The organism is Klebsiella planticola (genome assembly GCF_000783935.2).
In the GTDB taxonomy this organism is placed as follows: domain Bacteria; phylum Pseudomonadota; class Gammaproteobacteria; order Enterobacterales; family Enterobacteriaceae; genus Klebsiella; species Klebsiella planticola.
This window is the reverse complement of sequence record NZ_CP026047.1, coordinates 5,408,519-5,432,739: the sequence shown is the minus strand read 5'-3', so window position 1 is coordinate 5,432,739 and position 24,221 is coordinate 5,408,519. Positions and strand designations below refer to the sequence as shown.

Sequence of the window (24,221 nt, the reverse complement as noted above, 5' to 3'; positions counted from 1 at the left end):
TGTCGCAAATATAACTTGGTTGTAACTAAATAGGTATCTATTATGAGTAAAGTTAAAACTATGTGGATCCCAGAATTAGAAGGTCTACGAGGTTTTGCATCACTTTGGGTTTTTTTTGGCCATGTTTGTATATTGGCTCAGTGTCATATCCCCATATTGGGAAGTCCAAGTTATGGTGTGGATATGTTTATCTTGTTGTCAGGTTTTCTTATGGCTAAGAACTATATGGAAAGAGAAGGCGATGAACCATGGAATAGCTTTAGAACTGTCTGGAACTTTTGGCTTAGGCGTTTTTTTAGAATAGCTCCATTATACTATATATTATTATTTGTCGCTTTGTGCATTGGTCCATTTATTGGGGAAATGAGAGCTATCATAGGTAGTGTAGATCCTTCTTCAGCTATGGATTTAACTAAATTTAATGATCGGACTGTTGCTAATATAATAATTCATTTGTCATTATTTTTTGGGGTTCTCCCTTATTATAGTGCAAATACAGCATTGCCTGACTGGAGTATTAGTCTCGAGTTTCAATTTTATTTTTTATTTCCTTTTATAATGTTTTTGGTTCTAAAGTCTGGATTTAGAGTAGTACTGTTTTCTTTATCTACTGTATCTTCTATTCTTTTTTTTGTTTTCCCTGATTTTTATAGAGCATTCAATCTCCCTTCATTTATTTTTTTAAAGCTGCCGATTTTTATTGCAGGGATGTTTGTTTATTATTCTGTCCGTAGTGGACGATTGTTAGATTTGGGTATTGCTTTCATTGTTATAATTTTTTCTTCAGTTACTGGTCTTTATATAAATGGAGTGCAACTTATAATACAATTAATAATGTGCGGCCTGATCTTTTATATTGCTTCGAATTACAACGAAGACACTCGTTTAAAAAATAAATTGAAATGGTTATTTAATAATAGGCTGTCTCTTTTTTTAGGTGATGTTTCATATTCTGTCTATTTGATACATCTATTGATAGTTATTCCTGTTTCTGCGTATTTCATACATCATTACAACGTTCAATATGACGTACCTTTACTGCGATTTTTTAAGGTTCTTGCTGTATCAATTCCGATTGTTTATTTTTTGTCTGTGTTAACATATTCATTTATTGAGAGGCCGGGCGTGAAGTTTGGAAAGAAGGTTATTAACAAATGAAAGTGTTTTCGAAAAAAAATAATAAATTACACTGGCTTTTATAAATCAATTTTTATGGGGTGTTTTTATCTTTGTGAAGGTTTTTGTAATAGTATATTTTTACTGTTCCTTGTTCCTTGTTCCTTGTTCCTTGTTCCTTGTTCCTTGTTCCTTGTTCCTTGTTCCTTGTTCCTTGTTCCTTGTTCCTTGTTCCTTGTTCCTTGTTCCATTGTAGGAAATAAAATGAGGCTTAGTTAAGATAATGTTCTCACGTAGCGCTAACTTATTTTCTAATGAGACTCTGTCGTTCTTGACACACTTCTCATCAGGGAGTAAAACCGCGAATAGCATGCATGTATTGTGGCAAACTGCCGCAATCCCGTTAACTGATTAAAGTGTGATCGAATGAAAATTACTATTTCCGGTACCGGTTATGTTGGTTTATCGAACGGCATCCTGATTGCGCAGAACCACGAAGTGGTTGCGCTGGATATCGTACAATCTAAAGTTGATATGCTGAACCAGAAGATATCGCCGATTGTCGATAAAGAGATTCAGGAATATCTGGCCGAAAAACCGCTGAATTTTCGTGCGACAACTGACAAGCAAGATGCATATCGCAATGCTGACTATGTCATTATCGCCACCCCGACTGACTACGATCCGAAAACCAACTACTTCAATACCTCAACCGTTGAAGCCGTTATTCGTGATGTTGCGGAGATTAACCCCAACGCTGTCATGATCATCAAATCGACCATTCCGGTCGGTTTCACCCGGGATATTAAAGAGCGTCTGGGGATCGACAATGTCATCTTCTCCCCGGAGTTTCTGCGTGAAGGCCGGGCGCTGTATGACAACCTTCATCCTTCTCGTATCGTCATTGGTGAACGTTCGGAACGCGCAGAGCGTTTTGCTAACCTGCTGAAGGAAGGCGCAATTAAGCAGGATATCCCGACACTGTTTACCGATTCGACCGAAGCGGAGGCAATCAAACTGTTTGCCAATACCTACCTTGCTCTGCGTGTCGCCTATTTTAATGAGCTGGATAGCTATGCAGAAAGCCAGGGTCTCAACAGCAAGCAGATTATTGAAGGCGTGTGCCTGGACCCGCGGATCGGCAATCACTATAACAACCCGTCATTTGGTTATGGTGGATACTGCCTGCCGAAAGATACTAAACAGCTGCTGGCCAACTACGAATCGGTGCCAAACAATATCATTGGCGCTATTGTGGATGCTAACCGTACCCGTAAAGACTTTATTGCTGACTCCATCCTTGCGCGTAAACCGAAAGTGGTTGGGGTTTACCGTCTGATCATGAAGAGCGGCTCAGATAACTTCCGTGCCTCTTCGATCCAAGGGATTATGAAGCGCATTAAAGCTAAAGGTATCCCGGTTATTATTTACGAACCGGTGATGCAAGAGGATGAGTTCTTTAATTCCCGCGTTGTTCGCGATCTGGATGCCTTTAAGCAAGAAGCAGATGTCATCATTTCTAACCGTATGGCGGAAGAGCTGGCTGATGTTGCGGATAAGGTTTATACCCGCGATCTGTTTGGCAACGACTAGTCTTTTCGATCCTGAGTACCAGCGGTGCGGCCGCTGGGCTCATACCACCTTTGTCCCCGCTTTCATAAACTTTCCACCTTCCATAACGACGACCTCGGTAGTGTGATGCAGGCTGTAATTTTACGTTAAACCCATTGCCCGGCTAACGGTGGTCAGATATGTTAAATCATACCTTGTGAAGAGCTACCGTCACTGAGATGTAGATGCCGGAGATAAGCGCCGGAAGGGAAAAGAAGCCTGCTATGCGGGCTTTTTTTGTTTTTGTACTCAGAGATTGGACACTAATCAAGCAGGAGTTCCGACCAAAGCGGATGCGCATCAACGCTTTTGTAAAACGCGGGAACAAAAAAACCGCAACCCTGCGATTGCGGTTCAGAAAGAATCAGGTAACCACTCAGGCGTTGTAATACGCCTTGTACCAGTCCACGAAGTTCTTCACGCCATCCTTAACGGATGTCTGCGGTTTAAAGCCAACCAGATCATACAGTGGCTTGGTATCCGCGCTGGTTTCCAGGACATCGCCTGGCTGGATCGGCATCATGTTTTTCTCAGCTTCCATCCCCAGCGCTTCTTCCAGAGCGGTGATGTAGTCCATCAACTCCACCGGCGAGCTGTTACCGATATTATAGATTCGATAAGGGGCTGAACTGGTGGCCGGTGAGCCGTTTTCTACGGTCCATTCAGGATCTGCATGCGGAATGACATCCTGCACGCGGACAATCGCTTCTACAATGTCATCAATGTAGGTGAAATCACGCTTCATCTTGCCGTAGTTGTAGACGTCGATGCTTTTACCTTCCAGCATGGCTTTGGTAAATTTGAACAGCGCCATATCCGGGCGTCCCCACGGGCCATACACGGTGAAGAAACGTAAGCCGGTGGTGGGGATACCATAGAGATGAGAGTAGGTATGCGCCATCAGTTCATTGGCTTTTTTGGTTGCCGCATACAGTGACACTGGGTGATCGACCGAATCATCCGTGGAGAACGGCATCTTGCGGTTCAGCCCATACACTGAACTGGAAGAGGCATACAGCAGGTGCTGTACCTTGGTATGCCGGCAGCCTTCCAGAATGTTCAGATAACCAATCAGGTTGGCATCGGCATAGGCATGCGGATTTTCCAGCGAATAGCGTACGCCAGCCTGCGCTGCCAGATGGATTACGCGATCAAACTTCTCAGTAGCAAAAATTTGGGCAATGCCCTCGCGATCGGCAAGATCGGTTTTGTAAAAACTGAACAGAGGGGACTGTAAAAGATCCAGGCGAGACTGCTTGAGATTGACATCGTAGTAATCGTTCATGTTGTCGATGCCAACAACCTCATGACCCGCCTCCAGAAGGCGCTGACTTGCATGAAAGCCGATAAATCCTGCGGCTCCAGTGACTAAAAACTTCATATTCATCCTCCGGGATCGGTGTTCCCCGCTATATATATTTGTCGATTTTACACTGGCTTGCCTTCGGGATCATCTGCTTTACCGTTGCAGGATATAAGCAGGTACCGTGGGAAGTACAGGGTTGCACACTTCCCGGGTCTGAGTGAGTGCAGAAGATTTAGGGTGAGTTCGCAAATGATAATCATTATTACATGAAAAATAAGTTAGCGTTATAACCGTTCCTGCTGTTCTTTGATAGTTACCGCACTCTGTTCGCCTCGTAAGCAAAGCAGCGGAAGGCTGAGCCTGGTCAATATTGTTTCTTTTTATATATTTTCCGAACAATTCCTGAATAATCAGTCAGTATTACTATTGTAATGATAGTAATGAAAACTACTTTTTTTCTTTATTATCATGTTGTTAAGTTGTTCTGGCGCGGTGTTCGAATAATGTGCGATAGCTGTATGTTTTTTGGCTGAATGGATTGGTTATGCTTTTTCATTTTTATTCTTCCAGACCAGAGCTATAATGCGCGCGTAATTCACAACCTACGTATGTATTATTGATAATGCGCAACAAACGTACTCTGCGAAGTACGGAGTGGCCACTTTTGAAGAAAAGTCAAACTCACTTTTATGCAAAAGAGGTTGAGGAAGTACGTTACCCTGATAGTGCTACCGCTGCCTGCTCGCGAATTTGATACTCTGCCCGACTCATGTAGAGATGCGGAGCGCCTTGCTACATGGCTGCTGAAGCCTCACTGCTGAGAGTGGCGCTTTTTGTTGGTTTCAAGGGTGAAATGAGAAAGTCCTGATGGATAGGATGCCATAAACTGAGGAGAGTAGCGGTGCATTTGTTGCGGTGTAGCGATGGATGTGAGTCCGGAGAGGGGCGCTGAGTACAGATATCCGTTTGTTTTTAGCTTTTTTGCCGAACGCTGACTAGGCTGTTTGTGGCTTCATGAATGCTGCGCCGGTAATGCTTGTGGAGCTAACGACGAGCGAATCCTCTTCGTTACGGTAAGACCGGGTAAGACAGACACTTTAGAGAGGGGAGTCCGCATTTTGGTTGCGATAGCCAATGGCGGTAGCGTGTCTGAATTTTAGAATAAACTCATTGTTCGATTTAACATTTTATTTACAATCTTAAAGGATGGTTTATGTGTCTTCCACGAGAATCACATTTTCATTCAGCGGTTACTGAGGTTAGCGATCATCTCCGATTCCGGAGTGCTAATGCGCAGGAAAGATTGTTTACATATTGCTTGTGCAAAATAATGTTACAATTGGTCTTTGTTTATGGGAATAGCTGTTCGTCTCTCGAGCACAGCAGATCTTATCGATAATTCTGTTTGATACATATTACGTACGGAATTTTTTGTAGAATAATTTATGAGTATAAAAATGAAGTATAATATAGGGTATTTGTTTGATCTTCTTGTTGTTATAACAAACAAAGATTTAAAGGTACGTTATAAAAGCAGCGTATTTGGTTACTTATGGTCAATTGCGAATCCACTGCTTTTTGCAATGATATATTATTTCATTTTTAAACTCGTTATGCGAGTGCAGATCCCGAATTATACCCTTTTCTTGATTACCGGTTTATTTCCGTGGCAGTGGTTTGCCAGCTCGGCGACAAATTCCTTGTTTTCGTTTATAGCCAATGCGCAAATAATCAAAAAAACAGTTTTTCCGCGCTCAGTTATTCCATTGAGTAATGTCATGATGGAAGGGTTACATTTCTTGTGTACAATTCCTGTGATTATTGCATTCCTGTTCGTGTATGGTATGCGTCCATCTCTCTCATGGCTCTGGGGCGTACCAATTATTGCGCTTGGTCAGGTGATTTTTACATTTGGTATTTCAATCATATTTTCTACGCTCAATCTGTTCTTCAGGGATTTAGAGCGATTTGTCAGCCTTGGTATCATGCTCATGTTTTATTGCACGCCGATATTATATGCGTCAGATATGATTCCTGAAAAATTTAGCTGGATTATTACCTATAATCCTCTGGCAAGCATGATCCTCAGCTGGCGGCAGCTGTTCATGGATGGCGTCTTAAATTATGAATATATTTCAATCCTTTACATTACAGGTTTAGTCCTGACAATTGTGGGCCTGAGTATTTTTAATAAATTAAAATATCGATTTGCAGAGATTTTGTAATGGAACCAGTAATAAACTTTAGTCACGTTACGAAAGAGTATCCTCTTTACCACCATATTGGCTCAGGAATTAAGGATCTCGTATTTCACCCTAAAAGAGCTTTTCAGCTGTTAAAAGGGCGTAAATATCTTGCGATCGAAGACATTACCTTCACCGTGGGTAAAGGCGAGGCCGTAGCGCTGATTGGCCGTAACGGGGCCGGGAAAAGTACCTCCCTTGGGCTGGTGGCAGGCGTCATTAAGCCAACAAAAGGCACCGTTACAACCCAGGGGCGCGTTGCCTCAATGCTTGAGCTAGGCGGCGGTTTTCACCCTGAATTAACCGGGCGAGAAAATATTTATCTCAATGCGACCCTGCTTGGGCTACGCCGCAAAGAGGTTCAGCAACGGATGGATCGGATAATTGAGTTCTCCGAGCTGGGTGATTTCATTGACGAACCTATCCGCGTGTACTCAAGTGGTATGCTTGCGAAGCTTGGATTCTCTGTCATCAGCCAGGTAGAACCCGATATACTTATTATCGATGAGGTACTTGCTGTCGGTGACATTTCGTTCCAGGCCAAATGTATACAAACAATACGAGACTTCAAAAATAAGGGTGTAACGATATTATTCGTTAGCCACAATATGAGTGATGTTGAAAAAATCTGTGACAGAGTTGTTTGGATCGAAAACCATAAACTCCGCGAAATTGGCTCAGCAGAGAGAATCATTGAACTTTACAAGCAAGCAATGGCTTAATAATTGGTAATAAGATGAATAGTATCAAAATTTATACATGTCACCACAAACCCAGTGCTTTTCTAAATGCCTCTATTATTAAACCACTGCATGTCGGGAAGGCTAATACTTATAATGATATTGGCTGTGAAGGGGATGATAGCGGAGACAACATTTCCTTTAAAAACCCCTTTTATTGTGAGCTGACGGCCCACTACTGGGTGTGGAAGAATGAATCTCTGGCTGACTATGTGGGGTTCATGCATTACCGCAGACACTTGAACTTTGCAGAACAACAAAATCATCCTGAGGATAACTGGGGGGTGGTCAACTACCCGCTCATCAATGCCGAATACGAAAGCCAGTTTGGATTAAGTGATGAATCCATAAGCACCTGCGTCGATGGATATGATCTGCTGTTACCCAAAAAATGGTCGGTAACATCGGCAGGAAGTAAGAATAACCTTGATCATTATGCAAAAGGTGAGTTTTTACACATTAAAGACTATCAGTCTGCCCTGGATGTCGTTGAAGAGCTGTATCCACAATATAAAGCTGCGATTCAACAATTCAATAATGCAACTGATGGTTATTATACGAACATGTTTGTTATGCGCAAAGACATGTTCCTGGATTATTCTGAATGGCTTTTTGCTATTTTGTCTAATCTTGAAGATCGGATTTCGATGAATAACTACAACGCTCAAGAAAAACGAGTTATAGGGCACATCGCTGAGCGTTTATTCAATATCTATATCATCAAATGTCAACAAGATAAACAGCTAAAAATAAAAGAACTACAGCGCACGTTTGTTACTGCTGAAACATTTAATGGTAAATTAAAGCCCGTTTTTGACGAAAGCGTACCGGTTGTTATTAGTTTTGATAATAACTATGCATTAAGTGGCGGGGCATTAATCAATTCAATTGTTCGCCATTCTGATGCGAACAGAAACTATGATATCGTTGTTCTGGAAAATAAGGTCAGTCATTTAAATAAACAACGCCTTATCAAGCTAGTTGCTGGTCATAACAACATATCATTGCGCTTTTTTGATGTGAATTCATTCACTGAGATGAGTGATGTTCATACCCGTGCACATTTTAGTGCGTCGACCTATGCGCGCTTGTTCATCCCGCAACTTTTCCGCGAGTATAAAAAAGTTGTGTTTATCGATTCTGACACCGTGGTGAAGGCTGATTTGGCGACACTTCTGGATGTCGAGATCGGCACTAACCTGGTTGCCGCTGTTAAAGACATCGTCATGGAAGGGTTTGTGAAGTTTGGTACCATGTCAGAATCAGATGATGGCATTATGCCTGCAGAGCAATACCTGAAAAAGACATTAGGAATGACTAATCCTGACGAATATTTTCAGGCCGGGATTATTGTTTTTAACGTCGAACAAATGGTTAAAGAGAACACCTTTGCTCAATTGATGTCAGCATTGAAAGCCAAAAAGTATTGGTTCTTAGATCAGGATATCATGAACAAAGTCTTCTTTGGCCGAGTCAAGTTTTTACCATTAGAATGGAATGTGTACCATGGTAATGGTAATACCGATGATTTCTTCCCGAATCTCAAGTTTTCAACCTATATGCGGTTTTTGGAAGCCAGAAGAAATCCAAAAATGATTCACTATGCGGGTGAAAACAAACCATGGAATACTGAGAAAGTCGATTTCTATGATGATTTTCTTGAGAATGTTTTAAATACGCCATGGGAAAAAGAAATTTACTATCGCCAGTTACCTGTGGCCACGGTAGTACATAATCAACATACTGAACTGCAGCAAACCGTGTTACTGCAGACAAAGATTAAACGAGCTTTAATGCCATATGTTAACAAATATGCTCCTGTCGGTTCGCCAAGAAGAAATAAGCTCACTAAATATTATTATAAAGTTCGCCGCTCGATTCTTGGCTAATATAACTGGAGATACATTATGAAGCGTAACAATATTCTGATCGTCGGTGCTGGTTTTTCAGGTGTGGTCATTGCCCGCCAGCTTGCTGAACAAGGTCACAAGGTTAAAATCATCGATCAGCGGGACCACATCGGAGGAAACTCTTATGACACTCGCGATCCTCAGACTGATGTCATGGTTCATGTCTACGGTCCGCATATTTTCCATACGGATAATGAAACCGTTTGGAAGTTTGTCAATCAGTATGCTGAGATGATGCCCTATGTTAATAGAGTAAAAGCGACTGTTAATGGTCAGGTTTTTTCACTGCCGATTAATTTGCATACTATTAACCAGTTTTTTGCTAAAACCTGTTCTCCTGATGAAGCTCGCGCGCTCATTAGCGAAAAAGGTGATAGCTCGATTCTGGAACCGAAGACATTTGAAGAGCAGGCTTTGCGCTTTATTGGTAAAGAATTATATGAAGCGTTCTTCAAAGGCTACACCATAAAACAGTGGGGGATGCAGCCTTCCGAGCTTCCGGCATCTATACTCAAACGGTTGCCTGTGCGTTTCAATTATGACGATAACTACTTCAATCATAAATTCCAGGGCATGCCGAAGTTGGGCTATACCCATATGATTGAAGCGATCGCCGATCATGAAAATATCACTCTGCAATTACAGCGTGAGTTTGCGGCTGAAAATCGTGACAGTTATGATCATGTGTTTTATAGCGGGCCGTTAGACGCGTTCTATTCATACCAGCATGGGCGTCTTGGCTACCGTACTCTGGACTTTGAGCGATTTACCTGGCAAGGTGATTATCAGGGCTGCGCGGTCATGAATTATTGCTCAGTTGATGTCCCGTATACGCGAATTACGGAACATAAATATTTTTCCCCGTGGGAAAGCCATGAAGGTTCCGTATGTTATAAGGAATATAGTCGCGCTTGCGGTGAAGATGATATTCCTTACTATCCAATCCGCCAGATGGGTGAGATGGCTCTGCTAGATAAATATTTATCACTGGCGGAGAATGAGAAAAATATTACTTTCGTTGGACGCCTGGGGACTTATCGCTACCTTGATATGGATGTAACGATTGCAGAAGCATTGAAAACGGCCGATAAATATCTGTCCTCATTGTCCAACGACGAAGCGATGCCTGTATTTGTGGCCGACGTACGATGAAACATACTGCATTAATAGTCACTTTTAACCGTCTTGAAAAGCTAAAAAAGACGGTTGCTGAAACTGTTAAGCTGCACTTTACCTCTATCGTTATTGTCAACAACGGGTCCACGGATGGGACCTCTGATTGGCTTCAGACAATCACTGATCCCCGTGTAATTGTCTTGAATCTGGCCTGTAATAACGGTGGCGCCGGAGGGTTTAAGGCCGGTAGTCAATACATATGCAGTTCTGTTGATAGCGATTGGGTCTTCTTTTATGACGATGATGCTTATCCGCAAAGTGATATTCTTGATAAGTTCTCAACGATAAATAAAGAAGGTTGTCGTGTTTTTACGGCTTTAGTTAAAGATTTGCAGGGCCGGACATGCGCGATGAATGTTCCATTTGCAAAAGTCCCGACCTCGTTTAGTGATACTTTGCAATATATTAAACATCCCCAACGATACGTACCAGATAATAAGGAAATACTGGTGCAAACAGTTTCATTTGTTGGCATGATCATTAAGCGTGAAGTCTTGAATGAGCACCTTCATCATATTTATGATGAACTTTTCCTTTATTTTGATGACCTCTATTTTGGTTGTCAATTAACTCTAAGTGGCGAGAAGATTACCTATAATCCGGAACTTGTTTTTACTCATGATGTGAGTATCCAGGGAAAGGTCATATCGCCAGAGTGGAAGGTTTACTATCTTTGTCGAAACTTAATTTTGGCTAAGAGAATATTTACGGAAGTGGCAGTTTTTAGTAGTTCATCAATCCTTTTGCGCCTATGCAAGTATATCTCCATATTCCCTGTACAGCGCCGGAAATGGGTATATCTAAAATTTTTATGCCGTGGGATTGTACATGGTGTAAAAGGAATTAGCGGTAAGTTTCACTAAGTGGACATAGCAATGAAAAAACTGTGTTATTTCATAAATTCGGATTGGTATTTTGATTTGCATTGGACCGATCGTGCAATTGCCGCCCGAGATGCCGGTTATGAGATTCACATTATTAGCCATTTTGTCGATGATAAAATAGCGATAAAATTCAAGACACTAGGTTTTATTTGTCATAATATTCCTCTTGTCGCTCAATCGTTCAACGTTTTGATTTTCTTTCGGGCCTTTTTTAAGGCTCGGAAAATTATTCAAAGCATTAATCCTGATTTATTACACTGCATTACCATCAAACCGTGTTTGATCGGCGGATTTCTGGCTAAAAGTACCCATCGTCCTGTTATTCTGAGTTTTGTCGGTTTAGGCCGAGTATTTTCGGCAGAGTCTGGCTGTCTTAAGCTGCTGCGTAGTTTTACTGTTATGGCATATAAATATATCGCCAGTAACAAATGCAGCTTGTTTATGTTCGAACATGATAAAGACAGAGCCAAACTCGCCGATCTGGTTGGTATCGATTACAAACAGACTATTGTTATTGATGGTGCGGGTATTAATCCAGAGATTTACAAATATTCTCTGGAGCAGCAACGTGATGTCCCGGTCGTCCTTTTTGCCAGCCGTATGCTGTGGAGTAAAGGACTTGGTGATCTGATTGAAGCCAAAAAAATACTGAGTAATAAAAATATTCACTTTACGCTGAATGTTGCCGGTATCTTAGTTGAGAATGATAAAGACGCGATTCCGCTAGCGACGATACAGAAGTGGCAAAGCGAAGGCGTGATTAACTGGCTCGGTCATTGCTCTAATGTATTTGATTTAATTGAAGAATCAAATATCGTTGCTTTGCCGTCGGTCTACGCCGAAGGCGTACCACGTATCTTGCTGGAAGCTTCCTCGGTTGGGCGTGCTTGTATCGCTTATGATGTTGGTGGCTGTGATAGCTTAATTATCAACAACGATAATGGGTTAATTGTAAAAAGTAAATCTGTCGAGGAATTAGCGGAGAAACTCGGTTTCCTGTTAGATAATCCTGAAACGCGAGTCGCAATGGGTATCAATGGCAGAAAGCGTATTCAAGATAAATTCTCGAGCGTGATGATCATTAATAAAACATTAAAAACATATCGCGATGTTGTTGAAGAGTAATTTTTGATGAAGCTGAGTCGCTTTCATCTTACCTATCCTTAATGAACTGGAAACCTACAAATTAAACGCTACCAATAAATAAATATAATTGCGTTTAGAAGCTAAGCGTCAAGGTGATTACATGTCTGAAAAAAAGAGTATTGTTGTTTCTGTTATTATCCCTGTGCACAATGCTGCTGGATATATTTCCGATACATTAAGCACCGTTTTGTCGCAAACATTAAATGATATCGAAATCATTATTATCAATGATTGTTCTGACGATAATACCTTAGAGATTGTCTCTGCGCTGGCTGAAACTGATTCACGGATTAGAGTTATTAACAACACGACAAATCTTGGTGGTGGAGGATCGAGAAACGTTGGGTTGGATGCTGCTATCGGTGAGTACGTTATTTTCCTCGATGACGACGATTACGCTGATAACATGATGTTGGAGCGCATGTACGCGCAGGCCAGCGATACACAAGCGGATGTCGTTATTTGTCGCAGCCAGTCTTTTGATCCCTCCTTACAAGTTTATGCTCCGATGCCGTGGTCAGTTCGCCAGGAGCTGCTACCTGAGCTTATGGTTTTTTCCTCCCAGGATATTCCCTCTGACTTTTTCCGCGCCTTTGTCTGGTGGCCATGGGACAAGCTTCTCAGGCGTCAATTTATTGCTACTCATCAGCTTCGTTTTCAGGAAATCAGGACAACAAACGATCTTTTCTTCGTCTGTGCCTTCATGCTGATGGCGAACAGAATCTCGGTCTTAAATGAAACGTTAATTTCTCATACCATCAATCGTAGTGAATCCTTATCCGCCACGAGAGCAGAATCGCACCGCTGTGCTGTTGAAGCATTAGTGGCTCTTAAAGCATTTATCTGTCAGCAGGGGATGATGGATCAACGTCTCAGAGATTACAAAAACTATGTTGTCGTTTTCCTTGAGTGGCATTTAAACACGATATCTGGTCCGGCATTTCATCCGTTTTATCAGCAAGTGAAAGAGTTTATTGTTGCGTTAGATGCAAAGGATGATGATTTTTATGATGAATTTATCGCCGCCGCGCATCATAGAATCACCACGCTGTCAGCTGAAGAGTACCTATTCTCCCTTAAAGATCGTGTTCTGAAGGAGCTTGAGTTTTTCCAGGCAAAGAGCTCCGCATTACAGCAAGAAGTTGAGACGCTGACTGACTCATTCGCTGAGCAAAAGGATGAAAATGCGATATTACATAATCAATTGCATGAGATTGAAGAGCGGGTTACTGAACAGGAAAAGAATATTCGTCAGTTAACTGACAAAAATAATAATATGCATCATGAAATAACTATCAAACAGCAAGAATTCAATGAAATTTATCAGCATCACAAAAATTTAATCTCTTCTTTATCCTGGAAGTTGACTAAGCCACTACGAGTGGTAAGACGTTTTTTTAAATAATTTCAAAAAGAAGTTAAGCAAGTTTCACTTCTTTGTTAGTGTTCTTGTTATTTTCAATAAAAATTTTTCGTTAAATAAAAGAGCTCCTGGTCATATGATTTGCGAGTCTCTATTCCTGTTAGATTAATAATTTATTAGTTAGAGAGTAATAGGTTTTTGTCGAGTTTTACTGGGGGCAGTAATATCTCGATGTGTGTACTTGTGTTTTTTGTGACTTCCTGCCTTTTGAATTTTTTCTATCGGGCAGTGATCACCTTTGAATATTGATAGCTATTCTTTTTATTACTAATAAATTCTTTCTTCTAAAAGAATGTAGTTTTACTCATTGGAATATGGGGTGTAGATTGTCTGTTAATAGATTTGATGCCATTGATGGCACTCGTGGGATATTGGCGGGTATGGTCATGCTCAGCCATATGTTTGGCAGCTTTATGGGTTGGCCGCAAGTCAGACCATTTAGCGGTGCCTATCTGTGCGTGGTATATTTTTTCATCATGAGTGGCTTTGTTCTAACCTATGCCCACGCCTCAGGAAACTTTTTCAAATACGTTCTTACACGTTTTGCCAGATTATGGCCGCTTCATTTTCTGTCAACGATACTGATGGTAGCCATTTATTACTACAATGCACACCATGGCGGCTATGTTTCCAGTCCGGATGTTTTTTCTATTAGCGTGATATTAAAAAATATATTATTTCTTCATGGTCTTTACTGGCATGACTTCAAGTTAGTCAATGAGCCATCATGGAGTATCAGTATTGAGTTTTGGGTGTCACTTTTAATTCCTCTAATCTTTACGCGATTAGGAAATATGACTCGTGCGGTAGTTGCAGGTTTATTATTTATTTTTCTGTGGCATAAACATCCATCAGGGATACCGCCATCAATGCTAACAGCAATGCTGTCAATGCTGATTGGTTCATTGTTTTTTTCTTTATCACAGACAGAGTACTTTAAGTGTCTGATGAAAGAAAAGTTCATGGCTTTCTTTATTACCGCAGCGGCGATCGTATCGATCGTTGGCGTATATGCAATGAACCATAGTCGACTGGACTATTTTTTATTTGTTGCGTTTATCCCGATGCTATTCATCGATCATCTTCCGGATAATCAATTGATAAAGAGAATTTTCACCTCTAATTTATTCTTGTTTCTCGGTTATATTAGCTTCCCTTTGTATTTATTGCATGAACTGGTTATCGTATCCGGATTCATTTTTGACTCTGAGAATGCCTGGGTATCAATATCAATAGCGGCATTTGCATCAATATTCATTGCCTATATTTATGCGCGATTTATCGATTATCCTCTCTATCGGGCGTTAAAGCGTCAGATTGCCAAAATAAGTTAATTATAGTTTGGGTTTTATTGAACGGTATTTAACTGGTTAGTGCACTGCAGCCGGAGTAGCGTTGCGACGGCTAAAAGGGGAGGGGCCTACCCTCCCTTCATCGATTTATTTATGCCTGCTACGCAGGTTCTCGACCACCGCCGTCAAATCCAGCCCCTGATCCTGCAGCAGTACCAGCAGGTGATACATCAGATCCGACGCTTCGTTCTTCAGCTCAAACTGGTCATGCACCGTTGCCGCCAGCGCGGTTTCCACGCCTTCTTCCCCGACCTTTTGCGCAATACGCTTGGTACCGCTGGCGTACAGCTTCGCGGTATATGAGCTTTCCGGATCCGCATGCTTACGCTCGGCCAGCAGTTGTTCCAGCTGATACAGGAACAGCCACTGGTGGCCGGCGTCACCGAAGCAGCTGGAAGTGCCTTTATGGCAGGTCGGGCCGATTGGGTTAACCAGCACCAGCAGGGTATCGTTATCGCAATCCGGAGTAATACTCACCACGTTGAGAAAGTTGCCGGAGGTTTCCCCTTTGGTCCACAGACGCTGTTTGGTCCGTGAATAAAAGGTCACTTTACCGCTCTCTTCGGTCTTCGCCAGCGCATCCTGATTCATGTAGCCCAGCATCAGGACTTCGCCGGAGATGGCGTGCTGTACGATGGCCGGCATCATGCCGTCGGTTTTTTCCCAGTCCAGCTGTTCAGTTAACATACCCTAATCTCCACGCCCTGTGCTGCCAGGTACGTTTTTAGTTCACCAATATTAATAATCTGCTTGTGGAACACCGACGCCGCCAGCGCGCCGTCGACGTTGGCGTCGCGGAAGGCTTCAAGGAAGTGCTCCATGGTGCCGGCGCCGCCGGAAGCGATAAGCGGCACGTGGCAGACGGCGCGGACTTTACGCAACTGTTCAAGATCGTAGCCGTTACGCACGCCATCCTGATTCATCATGTTCAGCACGATCTCGCCGGCGCCACGTTTCTGCACTTCCTGCACCCAGTCGAGAGTCTCCCACTGAGTCACTCGCGTGCGGCTCTCATCGCCGGTGTACTGGTTAACGTGATATTTACCGCTTTCGGCATCAAACCAGGTGTCGATGCCCACCACAATACACTGCACGCCAAAACGATCGGCCAGACGGGTAATCAGCGTCGGATCGGCCAGCGCCGGGGAGTTAATCGAAATCTTGTCGGCGCCGAAGGAGAGAATCTGCGCCGCATCGTCGAGGGATTTAATTCCGCCTGCGACACAGAAAGGAATATCGATCACTTCCGCTACCCGCGACACCCAGCTTTTATCGACGACGCGGCCGTCGCTGGAGGCGGTGATATCGTAGAACACCAGCTCATCAGCGCCTTCGTCGGCATAGCGTTTCGCCAGCGGGACGATATCGCCGATGATTTCGTGATTACGGAACTGCACGCCTTTCACTACCTGGCCGTCGCGAACGTCGAGGCAGGGGATTATCCGTTTTGCCAGCATTGAATAGCCTCCGTTACGTTAAATTTACCTTCCAGCAGCGCGCGACCGACAATCACGCCGCGCACACCGGTTCCACGCAGCGCGGCAATATCATTAAGATCGCCGATACCGCCAGAAGACTGAAAGGCCACCTGCGGATAGCGGGCGCACACTTCTTCATACAGCGCGACGTTGGACCCCGCCAGAGTGCCATCGCGAGAGATATCGGTGCACAGGACGTGCTGCAGGCCGACGGATTGATAGCTCTCCACCAGCTCTTCCAGCGTCACGCCGGAGTTTTCCTGCCAGCCGCTGACTGCCACCTGCTTGTTGCCTTGCGCGTCGATACGCACGTCCAGCGCCAGCACCAGATGCTGCGGGCCAAAACGCGTAAACCAGCCTTTTACCACTTCCGGCGATTTCACCGCCGTTGAACCCACCACCACGCGCGCCACGCCTGCGGCAAGCAGGGCTGCCACATCTTCTTCCGTTCGCACGCCGCCGCCAACCTGCACCGGCACGTTCACTCCGGCAACCAGCGTTTTCAGCAGCGGGATCTGGCGCTTCGCCGGGTCTTTCGCGCCGGTCAGGTCGACCAGGTGCAGCACTTCGGCCCCTTGCGCGGCGTAGGACTGCAGGCGCGGCAGCGGATCGTTGCCGTAGTCGCGCTGCTGGCCGTAATCGCCCTGATGGAGACGGACAACCGTGCCGTCAATTAAATCTAAAGCAGGAATGATCATCACATCTCCAGGAAGTTTTTCAGCAGCTGCGCGCCGGCGCTGCCCGAGCGTTCCGGGTGAAACTGGACGCCAAAAAAGTTATCTTTCTGTACCGCCGCGGTGAACGGCTCGCCGTAATGACACTGGGCGATGGTGTAAGGATTCACCGGCATGGCATAGCTGTGAACGAAATAAAAATACGCGCCGTCATCAATACCGCGGAACAGACGGTTCCCGGCTTTCGGGTAGACCCGGTTCCAGCCCATATGCGGCAGCGGCAGTCCGTGGTCGGTCATTTTCGGCACGTCTTCTTCGATAATGCCCAGCAAATCCACGCCGTTGCTCTCTTCGCTGCGCCGCCCCAGCAGCTGCATGCCGAGGCAGATGCCGAGCACCGGCTGGGTGCAGGCTTTCACCAGCTCAATCAGCTCGCGTTCGCGAATCTGATCCATGGCCGCCTGCGCGGTACCGACGCCGGGTAAAAACAGTTTATCGGCGCGCAGCACCACATCCGGATCGCGGCTGACCGCCGGCTGGTAGCCGTGGCGGCCGATTGCCGACTTTACCGAATTGAGGTTGGCACAGCCGGTGTCGAGGATCACCACGTTCATCACAGGACTCCTTTCGACGAGGGGAGCGTATCGCCCTGCACGCGAATGGCCTGACGCAGCGTACGGCCAAAGGCCTTAAACAGGCTTTCGACGCGATGATGGTCATTCTTGCCCTTCGTTTTCAGGTGCAGCGTGACCGCCATGGTGTAGGAGAGCGAACGGAAGAAGTGCTCCACCATCTCGGTGCTCAGATCGCCGACGCGCTGATAGGCGAAGTCGGCTTTATATTCCAGGTGCGGGCGACCGGAAATATCCAGCGCGCAGCGGGCCAGACATTCGTCCATCGGCAGCACAAACCCAAAACGGTTGATCCCGCGCTTATCGCCCAGCGCCAGCCTCAACGCCTCACCCAGCGCCAGACCGGTATCTTCCACGGTGTGGTGATCGTCGATATAGAGGTCGCCGCCGACGTTAATCTCCAGACGGAAACCGCCGTGGGTGGCGATTTGATCGAGCATATGATCGAAGAAGCCGACGCCGGTGTGGATTTTGCTGCCGCCTTCGCGATCCAGCCAGACTTTGACATCCACCTGGGTCTCTTTGGTGTTGCGCTCAACGTGGGCATAGCGGTCGCGGCGAGTCAGCTGTTCGCTGATAGTCGGCCAGTTCAGCGTCTCGCGGTCATAGCGCAGGCCAGTAATGCCCATGTTATCCGCCAGCTCGATGTCGGTGGCGCGATCGCCGATAACGTAGCTGCGGGCTTTATCCATGACGCCCTCTTCCAGCCACGGCAGCACCAGCTGGGTTTTAGGCTTGCGGCATTCGCAGTTGTCGGCCGGCAGATGCGGACAAATCAGCACCTCGTCGAAACTGACGCCCTGGGAAGAGAACACCTGCATCATCAGATTGTGCGGGCCGTCAAACTCCGCCTGCGGCAGACTGTCGGTCCCCAGACCGTCCTGATTGGTGATCATCACCAGCTTGTAACCTTCCTGCTGCAGTTTCAGCAGGGCAGGGATCACCTGCGGCTCAAAGGCCAGCTTTTCAAAGCGGTCTACCTGAAAATCAACCGGTGGCTCGGAAATCAGCGTACCGTCACGGTCAATAAAGAGAAACTTCTGGGTCATACATTCTCCGCAGTCAAAGCGTCAATCACGCGCTGGCTCTCTGCACGGGTACCGATAGTGATACGCAAACAGCCGCTTAATGAGGGTTGTTTATTCTGGTCTCGTAAGATAATGCCCTGATCCCACAAAGATTTAAACACTGCGCTGGACGCTTTAAAGCGTACGAGGACATAGTTAGTCTCGGCGTCGAAGACCTGTTCAACGCACGGGATATCGCGCAGCTGACCGATCAGATACTCACGCTCGTCGAGAATCTGCGCCACGCGCGCGCGCATCGCGGCGATACCCTGCTCGTTGAGCGCCTGGGCGGCAATGTCGGCCACCGGCGTTGACAGCGGGTAGGGGGCGATGACTTTCATTAACAGACTAATCACCTCGGCATTCGCCAGGGTAAACCCACAGCGCAGTCCGGCGAGGGCAAAGGCTTTTGACAGCGTGCGCAGGACCACCAGGTGCGGATAGTCGCTCAGCCAGCCGGCCAGCGTCGCCTGCGGACAGAACTCGATATAGGCTTCATCGGCCACCACAATCGCTTTCCCGCGGGTCATCTCCAGCAGCGTGCGCATATCGTTGGGGTTAATAATCTGCCCGGTCGGGTTGTTCGGGCTGCAGACAAACACCACCTTCACGCCATCGAGATTCGCGGCGATGCCCGGCAGATCGAGCTGCCAGTCGCTCAGGCTCGGTACCGTCCGGCAGGCCACGCCGATGGTTTCAGCGCTAACGCTGTACATGCCGTAGGTTGGCGGACAATACAGCACCGCATCTTGTCCCGGTTCGCAGAAGGCGCGGATCAGCAGCTCGATACCTTCATCGGCGCCGCGGCTGACCAGAACCTGCTCCGGCTTAACGCCGGCATAGCGGGCATAATTCTCAATCACCGCTTTCGGCTGGCATTCCGGGTAGCGGTTCAGCGTCTGCTGGGTCAGCTGAAATTCGACGGCGGTCGGGAACTCATTGGCGTTCAGCCAGACATCGCCTTTGCCGCCCAGACGGCGAGCAGACTGATAAGGCGTCAGATCGCGCACGTTAGCGCGGGCTAAATCTTCGATGCTCATGCTTGCTCCTTAAGGGCTGCAACGCGCAGCGTAACGGCATTTTTGTGGGCGGTCAGGCGCTCTGCGGCGGCGAGGATCTCAATGGTCGAGGCGAGGGCGGCAAAGCCTTCGCGCGACAGCTCCTGCACGGTCATGCGTTTCTGGAAGTCCGCCAGTCCCAGACTTGAGCAGGTGGCGGTATAGCCATAGGTCGGCAGCACGTGGTTGGTGCCGGAGGCATAATCACCGGCGGATTCCGGCGACCAGTCGCCGAGGAACACCGAACCGGCGCTGGTAATGCTGTCAACCAGTTCACGGGCGTTACGGGTCTGGATAATCAGGTGTTCCGGACCGTACTGGTTGGAGATTTCTACGCACTGGGCGAGATCGCGGGCCACGATAATACGGCTGGCCGAGAGCGCTTCCCGGGCGGTCTCAGCGCGCGGCAGCTCCGCCAGCTGGCGCTCAACGGCGCGGGCGACCTGTTGTCCCATCGCCGCATCCGGAGTCAGCAGGATCACCTGAGAATCCGGGCCGTGTTCCGCCTGCGACAGCAGGTCGGAGGCGACAAAGTCCGGCGTCGCGCCGCTGTCGGCAATCACCAGCACTTCTGACGGCCCTGCCGGCATATCGATCGCCGCGCCGTCCAGACGCTGGCTGACCTGGCGCTTGGCTTCGGTGACGAAGGCGTTGCCCGGGCCAAAAATTTTATCGACTTTGGCCACCGACTCGGTGCCGAAAGCCAGCGCGGCAATCGCCTGAGCGCCGCCGACGTTGAAGATGGTGCGCACGCCGCAAAGCTGGGCCGCGTAAAGAATCTCATCGGCAATCGGCGGCGGGGAGCACAGAACGACCTGCTGGCATCCCGCGATGCGCGCCGGCGTCGCCAGCATCAGTACCGTCGAGAACAGCGGCGCAGAACCGCCGGGAATATAGAGGCCGACGGAGGCGATAGGGCGGGTCACCTGCTGGCAACGTACGCCCGGCAGCGTCTCCACGTCCACGCCCGGCAGTTTTTGCGCGTTGTGGAAGGTCTCGATATTGCTGACTGCGACCGCCATGGCTTGTTTCAGCTCATCGCTGAGGCGAGCGCCGGCAGCGGCAATTTCTTCTTCGCTGACTTGCAGCGTTTTGACGTCGGTTTTATCAAACTTTGCGCTGTATTCGCGCAGCGCCGCGTCGCCATTGGTTTTGACGTTATCAAGAATGTCCGCCACCGTACGGGTGATGCTGTCGGAGGCAGAAATCGCCGGGCGCATTAAGAGTTGTTGCTGTTGTTCTGCGCTGCAGCTGTTCCAGTCAATGATGGTATTGAAGCTCATGGTCGTTTCCCCTGTCTAATCTCTGAGACAGGCCCGTCGGGCCTGTTCCCCGTGGATTACTCCATCATTTTCTCGATGGGCAGTACCAGAATGGAGCTGGCACCCAGCGCTTTCAGTTTTTCCATGGTTTCCCAGAACAGGGTTTCGCTGCTGACCATATGCATGGCAACACGCTGTTTGTCACCTGCCAGCGGCAGAATAGTCGGGCGTTCAGCGCCTGGCAGCAGGGCCACCACTTCCTCCAGACGTTCGGTCGGGGCGTGCATCATGATGTATTTGGATTCGCGCGCCTGAATCACCCCCTGAATACGGGTCAGCAGACGGTCGATGAGCTGCTGTTTGGCATCGGCCATTTCGCCATCGCGCTGGATCAGACAGGCTTTAGAGCGGAACATCACTTCCACTTCGCGCAGACCGTTGGCTTCCAGGGTGGCGCCGGTGGAGACCAGGTCGCAAATCGCGTCGGCCAGGCCAGCGCGCGGGGCGACTTCAACGGAACCGTTCAGCAGACAGGATTTAAAGGAGATGCCTTTCTGATCGAGGTAGCGCTTGAGCAGGTGCGGATAGGAGGTGGCAATACGTTTGCCGTCCAGCGACGACGGGCCTTCCCAGCGTTCATCCGCCGGAGTGGCCAGCGACAGGCGGCAGCCGCCAAAATCAAGGCGACGCAGAGTGAAATAGCGCGGGTCCTCACCCTGAGCGCGACGGCTCAGCAACTCTTCTTCCAGCACGTTCTCGCCAATGATGCCGAGATCCACCACGCCGTCCATAATCAGCCCCGGGATATCGTCATCGCGGACACGCAGAATGTCGATCGGCATATTTTCCGCCAGCGCAATCAGACGCTGGGTGTGCAAATTCACTTTAATGCCACAACGGCTCAGTAATTCGCGTGAATCTTCGCTCAGGCGGCCTGATTTTTGAATAGCTATGCGTAAACGGCTGTTGTCTAACATTCTTATTTCCTCTTAATTCCTGTCTGAATCTGTCCGAATTTGGTTCAAAAAAAAGCCCCCGGAAGTAAATCTTCCGGGGGCTCTATTCGCGCTCATGCACCTCTGGAAGATCTAAACGTCTTCCAGCACACATCGCCTGAAAGACTAGTCAGGATGATGGTGATGATGATGGTGTTTAAATTGAACGCTGTTCATAAAATTCTCTTTGAATGACTATGCATTTGATGCCTTTTAACCTAAACCACTTCAAGCGCAGAAAGCAAGGGCTTTTTACCATCATTAATTCATTTCATCTTTACTGAAGAAATTGTCAGTTGCCGCTGGCTGGCGTAGCCTTAAGTCAGCACAGCGAAAGAGTCAGGAGCCAGGTATGAAAAAGGTCGCAATTGTCGGTTTAGGATGGCTGGGCATGCCGCTCGCTTTGTCATTGAGCGCGCGGGGATGGCAGGTTACCGGCAGCAAAACCACCCAGGATGGCGTGGAGGCGGCGAGGATGTGCGGTATCGACAGCTATCCGTTACGCCTGGAGCCGCAGCTGGTCTGCGATGCCGAAGATCTGGATGCATTGATGAACGTGGATGCGCTGGTGATTACGCTGCCGGCACGCCGCAGCGGGCCTGGGGAGGATTTTTATCTGCAGGCGGTACAGGAGCTCGTCGATACGGCGCTGGCCTACCATATCCCGCGGATTGTCTTCACCAGTTCCACTTCCGTATACGGCAATGCCAGCGGGACGTTAAAAGAAAATTCGCCGCGCGATCCGCAAACCGCCAGCGGCAGGGTGTTGAAGGAGCTGGAGGACTGGCTGCACAACCTTCCGGGTACCTCGGTGGATATTTTGCGTCTGGCCGGACTGGTGGGGCCCTCTCGTCATCCCGGGCGTTTCTTTGCCGGGAAGTCCGCGCCGGACGGTCAGCACGGCGTGAACCTGGTACACCTGCAGGATGTCATTTCAGCAATCGAGCTGCTGCTGCAGGCTCCGAAGGGCGGACACATCTATAATATATGTGCGCCTAAACATCCGGCGCGCGGCGTGTTCTATCCGCAAATGGCCCGTGAACTTGGCTTACCGGCCCCGGTGTTTGCCGATAGCCCAAACGGCGGCACCGGAAAAATTATTGATGGTAACCGTATCTGCTATGAACTGGGGTTTGATTATCAGTACCCCGATCCGCTGGTGATGCCGATGGAGTAATCCGCCAGCGGGGAATCGCGAACCTGAGGGGGCGGCGATGAAACCACTGCTGGATGTGCTCGTCATTCTGGATGCGCTGGAAAAAGAGGGGAGCTTTGCCGCTGCGTCGGCAAAGCTGTACAAAACGCCTTCTGCGCTGAGCTATACCATTCATAAGCTGGAAAGCGATCTCAATATTCAGCTGCTTGACCGCAGCGGCCATCGGGCGCGCTTTACCCCCACCGGACAGATGCTGCTGGAAAAGGGGCGCGAAGTTCTGCATACCGTCCGCGAGCTGGAAAAACAGGCGATTAAACTGCATCAGGGCTGGGAAAATGCGCTGGTGCTGGCGGTGGATAACACTTTCCCCTTCTTTTTACTGGCGCCTCTGGTCAGCCGGTTCTATCAGCAGCATACCGCTGCCCGACTGCGTTTTGTCCGCGATACGCCGGCCAGTGGCTGGAATGCGCTGGTGGAAGGGCGGGCAGATATTGTCGTTGGGGTATTAAGCGATCCGCCGGCGCGGGTCGGCTATGGCTTTAGCCAGCTAGGTGAGCTGGCGCACATCTTCGTTATCGCGCCGCAGCATCCGCTGGCAAAAATGGATGCGCCGCTAAGCTGGCGGGCGATGAAACACTATCGGGCTATTGTGAGCGGCGGGGAGTGGCCGTCGGTTGACGATCAGGAAAGCCTGGTGACGTACGATTTTGCCGGCCAGCTGATGTTGATTAGCGCGGGGCTGGGATGGGGGTATGTGCCAAGGTATCTGGTGCAGGCTCAGCTGGAAAGCGGTGAGCTGATAGAGAAAGAGGTGGCCTCTCATTTACCCGCGCATCGGGCATGGCTGGGCTGGAATGAAGACGCCGCCGGACTCTCTTGCGCATGGTGGCGCAGCGAGATTTTAGCAAATAATGCTATCCATACGATCTATGATATTAAAATTGTATAAATATTAATCTGTTAAGTAATTGTGGCGACGATTTGGCGCTCCA

The 24,221-nt window shown here is 47.8% G+C and carries 22 protein-coding genes and 1 other annotated feature; of the genes, 12 read left to right on the top strand and 10 right to left on the bottom strand.

Annotated elements, in window-relative coordinates:
- Positions 1 to 42 precede the first annotated feature (42 nt).
- A complete protein-coding gene (locus MC50_RS26160) occupies positions 43 to 1,158 on the top strand; it encodes an acyltransferase family protein (RefSeq protein WP_047665319.1) in 1,116 nt (371 codons plus the stop codon).
- A 384-nt stretch (positions 1,159 to 1,542) separates the two neighbouring features.
- Entirely contained in the window at positions 1,543 to 2,709 is a 1,167-nt protein-coding gene (gene ugd / locus MC50_RS26155; protein ID WP_004864551.1) for a UDP-glucose 6-dehydrogenase, read from the top strand.
- A 394-nt stretch (positions 2,710 to 3,103) separates the two neighbouring features.
- Here ugd and MC50_RS26145 read toward each other — a convergent pair whose 3' ends face one another.
- Positions 3,104 to 4,108, bottom strand: coding sequence for an NAD-dependent epimerase (locus MC50_RS26145; RefSeq protein ID WP_032695380.1), 1,005 nt, complete (start codon positions 4,106 to 4,108; stop codon positions 3,104 to 3,106).
- Between the two features lie 1,382 nt (positions 4,109 to 5,490).
- On the opposite strand from MC50_RS26145, the gene MC50_RS26140 reads away from it, so the two are divergent.
- The 8 genes from MC50_RS26140 (at position 5,491) to MC50_RS26105 (ending at position 14,889) form a co-directional block, all read left to right on the top strand.
- The gene (locus MC50_RS26140; RefSeq protein ID WP_015583927.1) at positions 5,491 to 6,258 is read left to right on the top strand and encodes an ABC transporter permease; all 768 of its coding nucleotides are present in this window, start codon (positions 5,491 to 5,493) and stop codon (positions 6,256 to 6,258) included.
- Positions 6,258 to 6,998 (top strand): O-antigen export ABC transporter ATP-binding protein RfbB, encoded by a 741-nt coding sequence (rfbB, locus tag MC50_RS26135; protein WP_000433876.1) that lies wholly within the window; start codon positions 6,258 to 6,260, stop codon positions 6,996 to 6,998. The genes MC50_RS26140 and rfbB overlap by 1 nt, the downstream gene beginning before the upstream one ends.
- A gap of 14 nt (positions 6,999 to 7,012) precedes the next feature.
- Positions 7,013 to 8,905 (top strand): DUF4422 domain-containing protein, encoded by a 1,893-nt coding sequence (locus tag MC50_RS26130; protein ID WP_047665315.1) that lies wholly within the window; start codon positions 7,013 to 7,015, stop codon positions 8,903 to 8,905.
- A gap of 18 nt (positions 8,906 to 8,923) precedes the next feature.
- Complete coding sequence (gene glf, locus MC50_RS26125) at positions 8,924 to 10,078, top strand: UDP-galactopyranose mutase (protein ID WP_032699196.1); 1,155 nt, start codon at positions 8,924 to 8,926, stop codon at positions 10,076 to 10,078.
- Positions 10,075 to 10,965 (top strand): glycosyltransferase, encoded by an 891-nt coding sequence (locus MC50_RS26120; RefSeq protein WP_047665312.1) that lies wholly within the window; start codon positions 10,075 to 10,077, stop codon positions 10,963 to 10,965. Before glf ends, MC50_RS26120 begins: the two co-directional genes overlap by 4 nt.
- On the top strand, positions 10,966 to 12,111 hold the full coding sequence (locus MC50_RS26115; protein WP_162180079.1) for a glycosyltransferase family 4 protein: 1,146 nt from the start codon (positions 10,966 to 10,968) through the stop codon (positions 12,109 to 12,111).
- Between the two features lie 121 nt (positions 12,112 to 12,232).
- A complete protein-coding gene (locus MC50_RS26110) occupies positions 12,233 to 13,537 on the top strand; it encodes a glycosyltransferase family 2 protein (RefSeq protein WP_047665311.1) in 1,305 nt (434 codons plus the stop codon).
- Positions 13,538 to 13,881: 344 nt separating this feature from the next.
- Complete coding sequence (locus MC50_RS26105) at positions 13,882 to 14,889, top strand: acyltransferase family protein (protein ID WP_032686797.1); 1,008 nt, start codon at positions 13,882 to 13,884, stop codon at positions 14,887 to 14,889.
- A 105-nt stretch (positions 14,890 to 14,994) separates the two neighbouring features.
- Here the strand turns inward: MC50_RS26105 and hisIE are convergent, their stop codons facing one another.
- From hisIE to hisL, 9 genes are all read right to left on the bottom strand, one after another.
- The gene (gene hisIE, locus MC50_RS26100; protein ID WP_004864532.1) at positions 14,995 to 15,594 is read right to left on the bottom strand and encodes a bifunctional phosphoribosyl-AMP cyclohydrolase/phosphoribosyl-ATP diphosphatase HisIE; all 600 of its coding nucleotides are present in this window, start codon (positions 15,592 to 15,594) and stop codon (positions 14,995 to 14,997) included.
- The gene (gene hisF, locus MC50_RS26095) at positions 15,588 to 16,364 is read right to left on the bottom strand and encodes an imidazole glycerol phosphate synthase subunit HisF (protein ID WP_004864530.1); all 777 of its coding nucleotides are present in this window, start codon (positions 16,362 to 16,364) and stop codon (positions 15,588 to 15,590) included. Before hisF ends, hisIE begins: the two co-directional genes overlap by 7 nt.
- Positions 16,346 to 17,083 carry a 1-(5-phosphoribosyl)-5-[(5-phosphoribosylamino)methylideneamino]imidazole-4-carboxamide isomerase gene (gene hisA, locus MC50_RS26090; RefSeq protein ID WP_032686799.1) on the bottom strand — a complete coding sequence of 246 codons (738 nt, stop codon included), beginning with the start codon at positions 17,081 to 17,083 and terminating at the stop codon, positions 16,346 to 16,348. The genes hisF and hisA overlap by 19 nt, the downstream gene beginning before the upstream one ends.
- The gene (gene hisH / locus MC50_RS26085) at positions 17,083 to 17,673 is read right to left on the bottom strand and encodes an imidazole glycerol phosphate synthase subunit HisH (protein WP_032686800.1); all 591 of its coding nucleotides are present in this window, start codon (positions 17,671 to 17,673) and stop codon (positions 17,083 to 17,085) included. Before hisH ends, hisA begins: the two co-directional genes overlap by 1 nt.
- Entirely contained in the window at positions 17,673 to 18,740 is a 1,068-nt protein-coding gene (gene hisB / locus MC50_RS26080; protein ID WP_047665309.1) for a bifunctional histidinol-phosphatase/imidazoleglycerol-phosphate dehydratase HisB, read from the bottom strand. Before hisB ends, hisH begins: the two co-directional genes overlap by 1 nt.
- Complete coding sequence (gene hisC / locus MC50_RS26075; protein WP_004864522.1) at positions 18,737 to 19,798, bottom strand: histidinol-phosphate transaminase; 1,062 nt, start codon at positions 19,796 to 19,798, stop codon at positions 18,737 to 18,739. The genes hisB and hisC overlap by 4 nt, the downstream gene beginning before the upstream one ends.
- Complete coding sequence (gene hisD, locus MC50_RS26070; RefSeq protein WP_004864519.1) at positions 19,795 to 21,099, bottom strand: histidinol dehydrogenase; 1,305 nt, start codon at positions 21,097 to 21,099, stop codon at positions 19,795 to 19,797. Before hisD ends, hisC begins: the two co-directional genes overlap by 4 nt.
- Before the next feature lie 56 nt (positions 21,100 to 21,155).
- The gene (gene hisG / locus MC50_RS26065) at positions 21,156 to 22,055 is read right to left on the bottom strand and encodes an ATP phosphoribosyltransferase (protein ID WP_004864517.1); all 900 of its coding nucleotides are present in this window, start codon (positions 22,053 to 22,055) and stop codon (positions 21,156 to 21,158) included.
- A 46-nt stretch (positions 22,056 to 22,101) separates the two neighbouring features.
- Positions 22,102 to 22,224 (bottom strand) — a sequence feature (His leader region).
- Positions 22,200 to 22,250, bottom strand: a complete 51-nt coding sequence (gene hisL, locus MC50_RS26060) for a his operon leader peptide (protein ID WP_099130698.1) — start codon at positions 22,248 to 22,250, stop codon at positions 22,200 to 22,202. Its footprint overlaps the feature before it by 25 nt.
- Positions 22,251 to 22,425: 175 nt before the next feature.
- On the opposite strand from hisL, the gene MC50_RS26055 reads away from it, so the two are divergent.
- Together MC50_RS26055 and MC50_RS26050 are read left to right on the top strand one after the other, a co-directional pair.
- Positions 22,426 to 23,250, top strand: a complete 825-nt coding sequence (locus MC50_RS26055; RefSeq protein WP_047665306.1) for an SDR family oxidoreductase — start codon at positions 22,426 to 22,428, stop codon at positions 23,248 to 23,250.
- Positions 23,251 to 23,287: 37 nt separating this feature from the next.
- On the top strand, positions 23,288 to 24,178 hold the full coding sequence (locus MC50_RS26050) for a LysR substrate-binding domain-containing protein (protein WP_047665304.1): 891 nt from the start codon (positions 23,288 to 23,290) through the stop codon (positions 24,176 to 24,178).
- Positions 24,179 to 24,221: the final 43 nt, after the last annotated feature.

What these genes read in the sequence shown, in the direction of transcription:
- hisA (WP_032686799.1), bottom strand. Translation starts at nt 17,083, where the DNA reads ATGATCATTCCTGCTTTAGATTTAATTGACGGCACGGTTGTCCGTCTC.
- MC50_RS26145 (WP_032695380.1), bottom strand. Translation starts at nt 4,108, where the DNA reads ATGAAGTTTTTAGTCACTGGAGCCGCAGGATTTATCGGCTTTCATGCA.
- hisH (WP_032686800.1), bottom strand. Translation starts at nt 17,673, where the DNA reads ATGAACGTGGTGATCCTCGACACCGGCTGTGCCAACCTCAATTCGGTA.
- MC50_RS26120 (WP_047665312.1), top strand. Translation starts at nt 10,075, where the DNA reads ATGAAACATACTGCATTAATAGTCACTTTTAACCGTCTTGAAAAGCTA.
- MC50_RS26050 (WP_047665304.1), top strand. Translation starts at nt 23,288, where the DNA reads ATGAAACCACTGCTGGATGTGCTCGTCATTCTGGATGCGCTGGAAAAA.
- hisD (WP_004864519.1), bottom strand. Translation starts at nt 21,099, where the DNA reads ATGAGCTTCAATACCATCATTGACTGGAACAGCTGCAGCGCAGAACAA.
- hisF (WP_004864530.1), bottom strand. Translation starts at nt 16,364, where the DNA reads ATGCTGGCAAAACGGATAATCCCCTGCCTCGACGTTCGCGACGGCCAG.
- MC50_RS26110 (WP_047665311.1), top strand. Translation starts at nt 12,233, where the DNA reads ATGTCTGAAAAAAAGAGTATTGTTGTTTCTGTTATTATCCCTGTGCAC.
- MC50_RS26140 (WP_015583927.1), top strand. Translation starts at nt 5,491, where the DNA reads ATGAAGTATAATATAGGGTATTTGTTTGATCTTCTTGTTGTTATAACA.
- MC50_RS26055 (WP_047665306.1), top strand. Translation starts at nt 22,426, where the DNA reads ATGAAAAAGGTCGCAATTGTCGGTTTAGGATGGCTGGGCATGCCGCTC.
- hisG (WP_004864517.1), bottom strand. Translation starts at nt 22,055, where the DNA reads ATGTTAGACAACAGCCGTTTACGCATAGCTATTCAAAAATCAGGCCGC.
- MC50_RS26130 (WP_047665315.1), top strand. Translation starts at nt 7,013, where the DNA reads ATGAATAGTATCAAAATTTATACATGTCACCACAAACCCAGTGCTTTT.
- ugd (WP_004864551.1), top strand. Translation starts at nt 1,543, where the DNA reads ATGAAAATTACTATTTCCGGTACCGGTTATGTTGGTTTATCGAACGGC.
- hisIE (WP_004864532.1), bottom strand. Translation starts at nt 15,594, where the DNA reads ATGTTAACTGAACAGCTGGACTGGGAAAAAACCGACGGCATGATGCCG.
- MC50_RS26160 (WP_047665319.1), top strand. Translation starts at nt 43, where the DNA reads ATGAGTAAAGTTAAAACTATGTGGATCCCAGAATTAGAAGGTCTACGA.
- rfbB (WP_000433876.1), top strand. Translation starts at nt 6,258, where the DNA reads ATGGAACCAGTAATAAACTTTAGTCACGTTACGAAAGAGTATCCTCTT.
- hisB (WP_047665309.1), bottom strand. Translation starts at nt 18,740, where the DNA reads ATGACCCAGAAGTTTCTCTTTATTGACCGTGACGGTACGCTGATTTCC.
- glf (WP_032699196.1), top strand. Translation starts at nt 8,924, where the DNA reads ATGAAGCGTAACAATATTCTGATCGTCGGTGCTGGTTTTTCAGGTGTG.
- hisC (WP_004864522.1), bottom strand. Translation starts at nt 19,798, where the DNA reads ATGAGCATCGAAGATTTAGCCCGCGCTAACGTGCGCGATCTGACGCCT.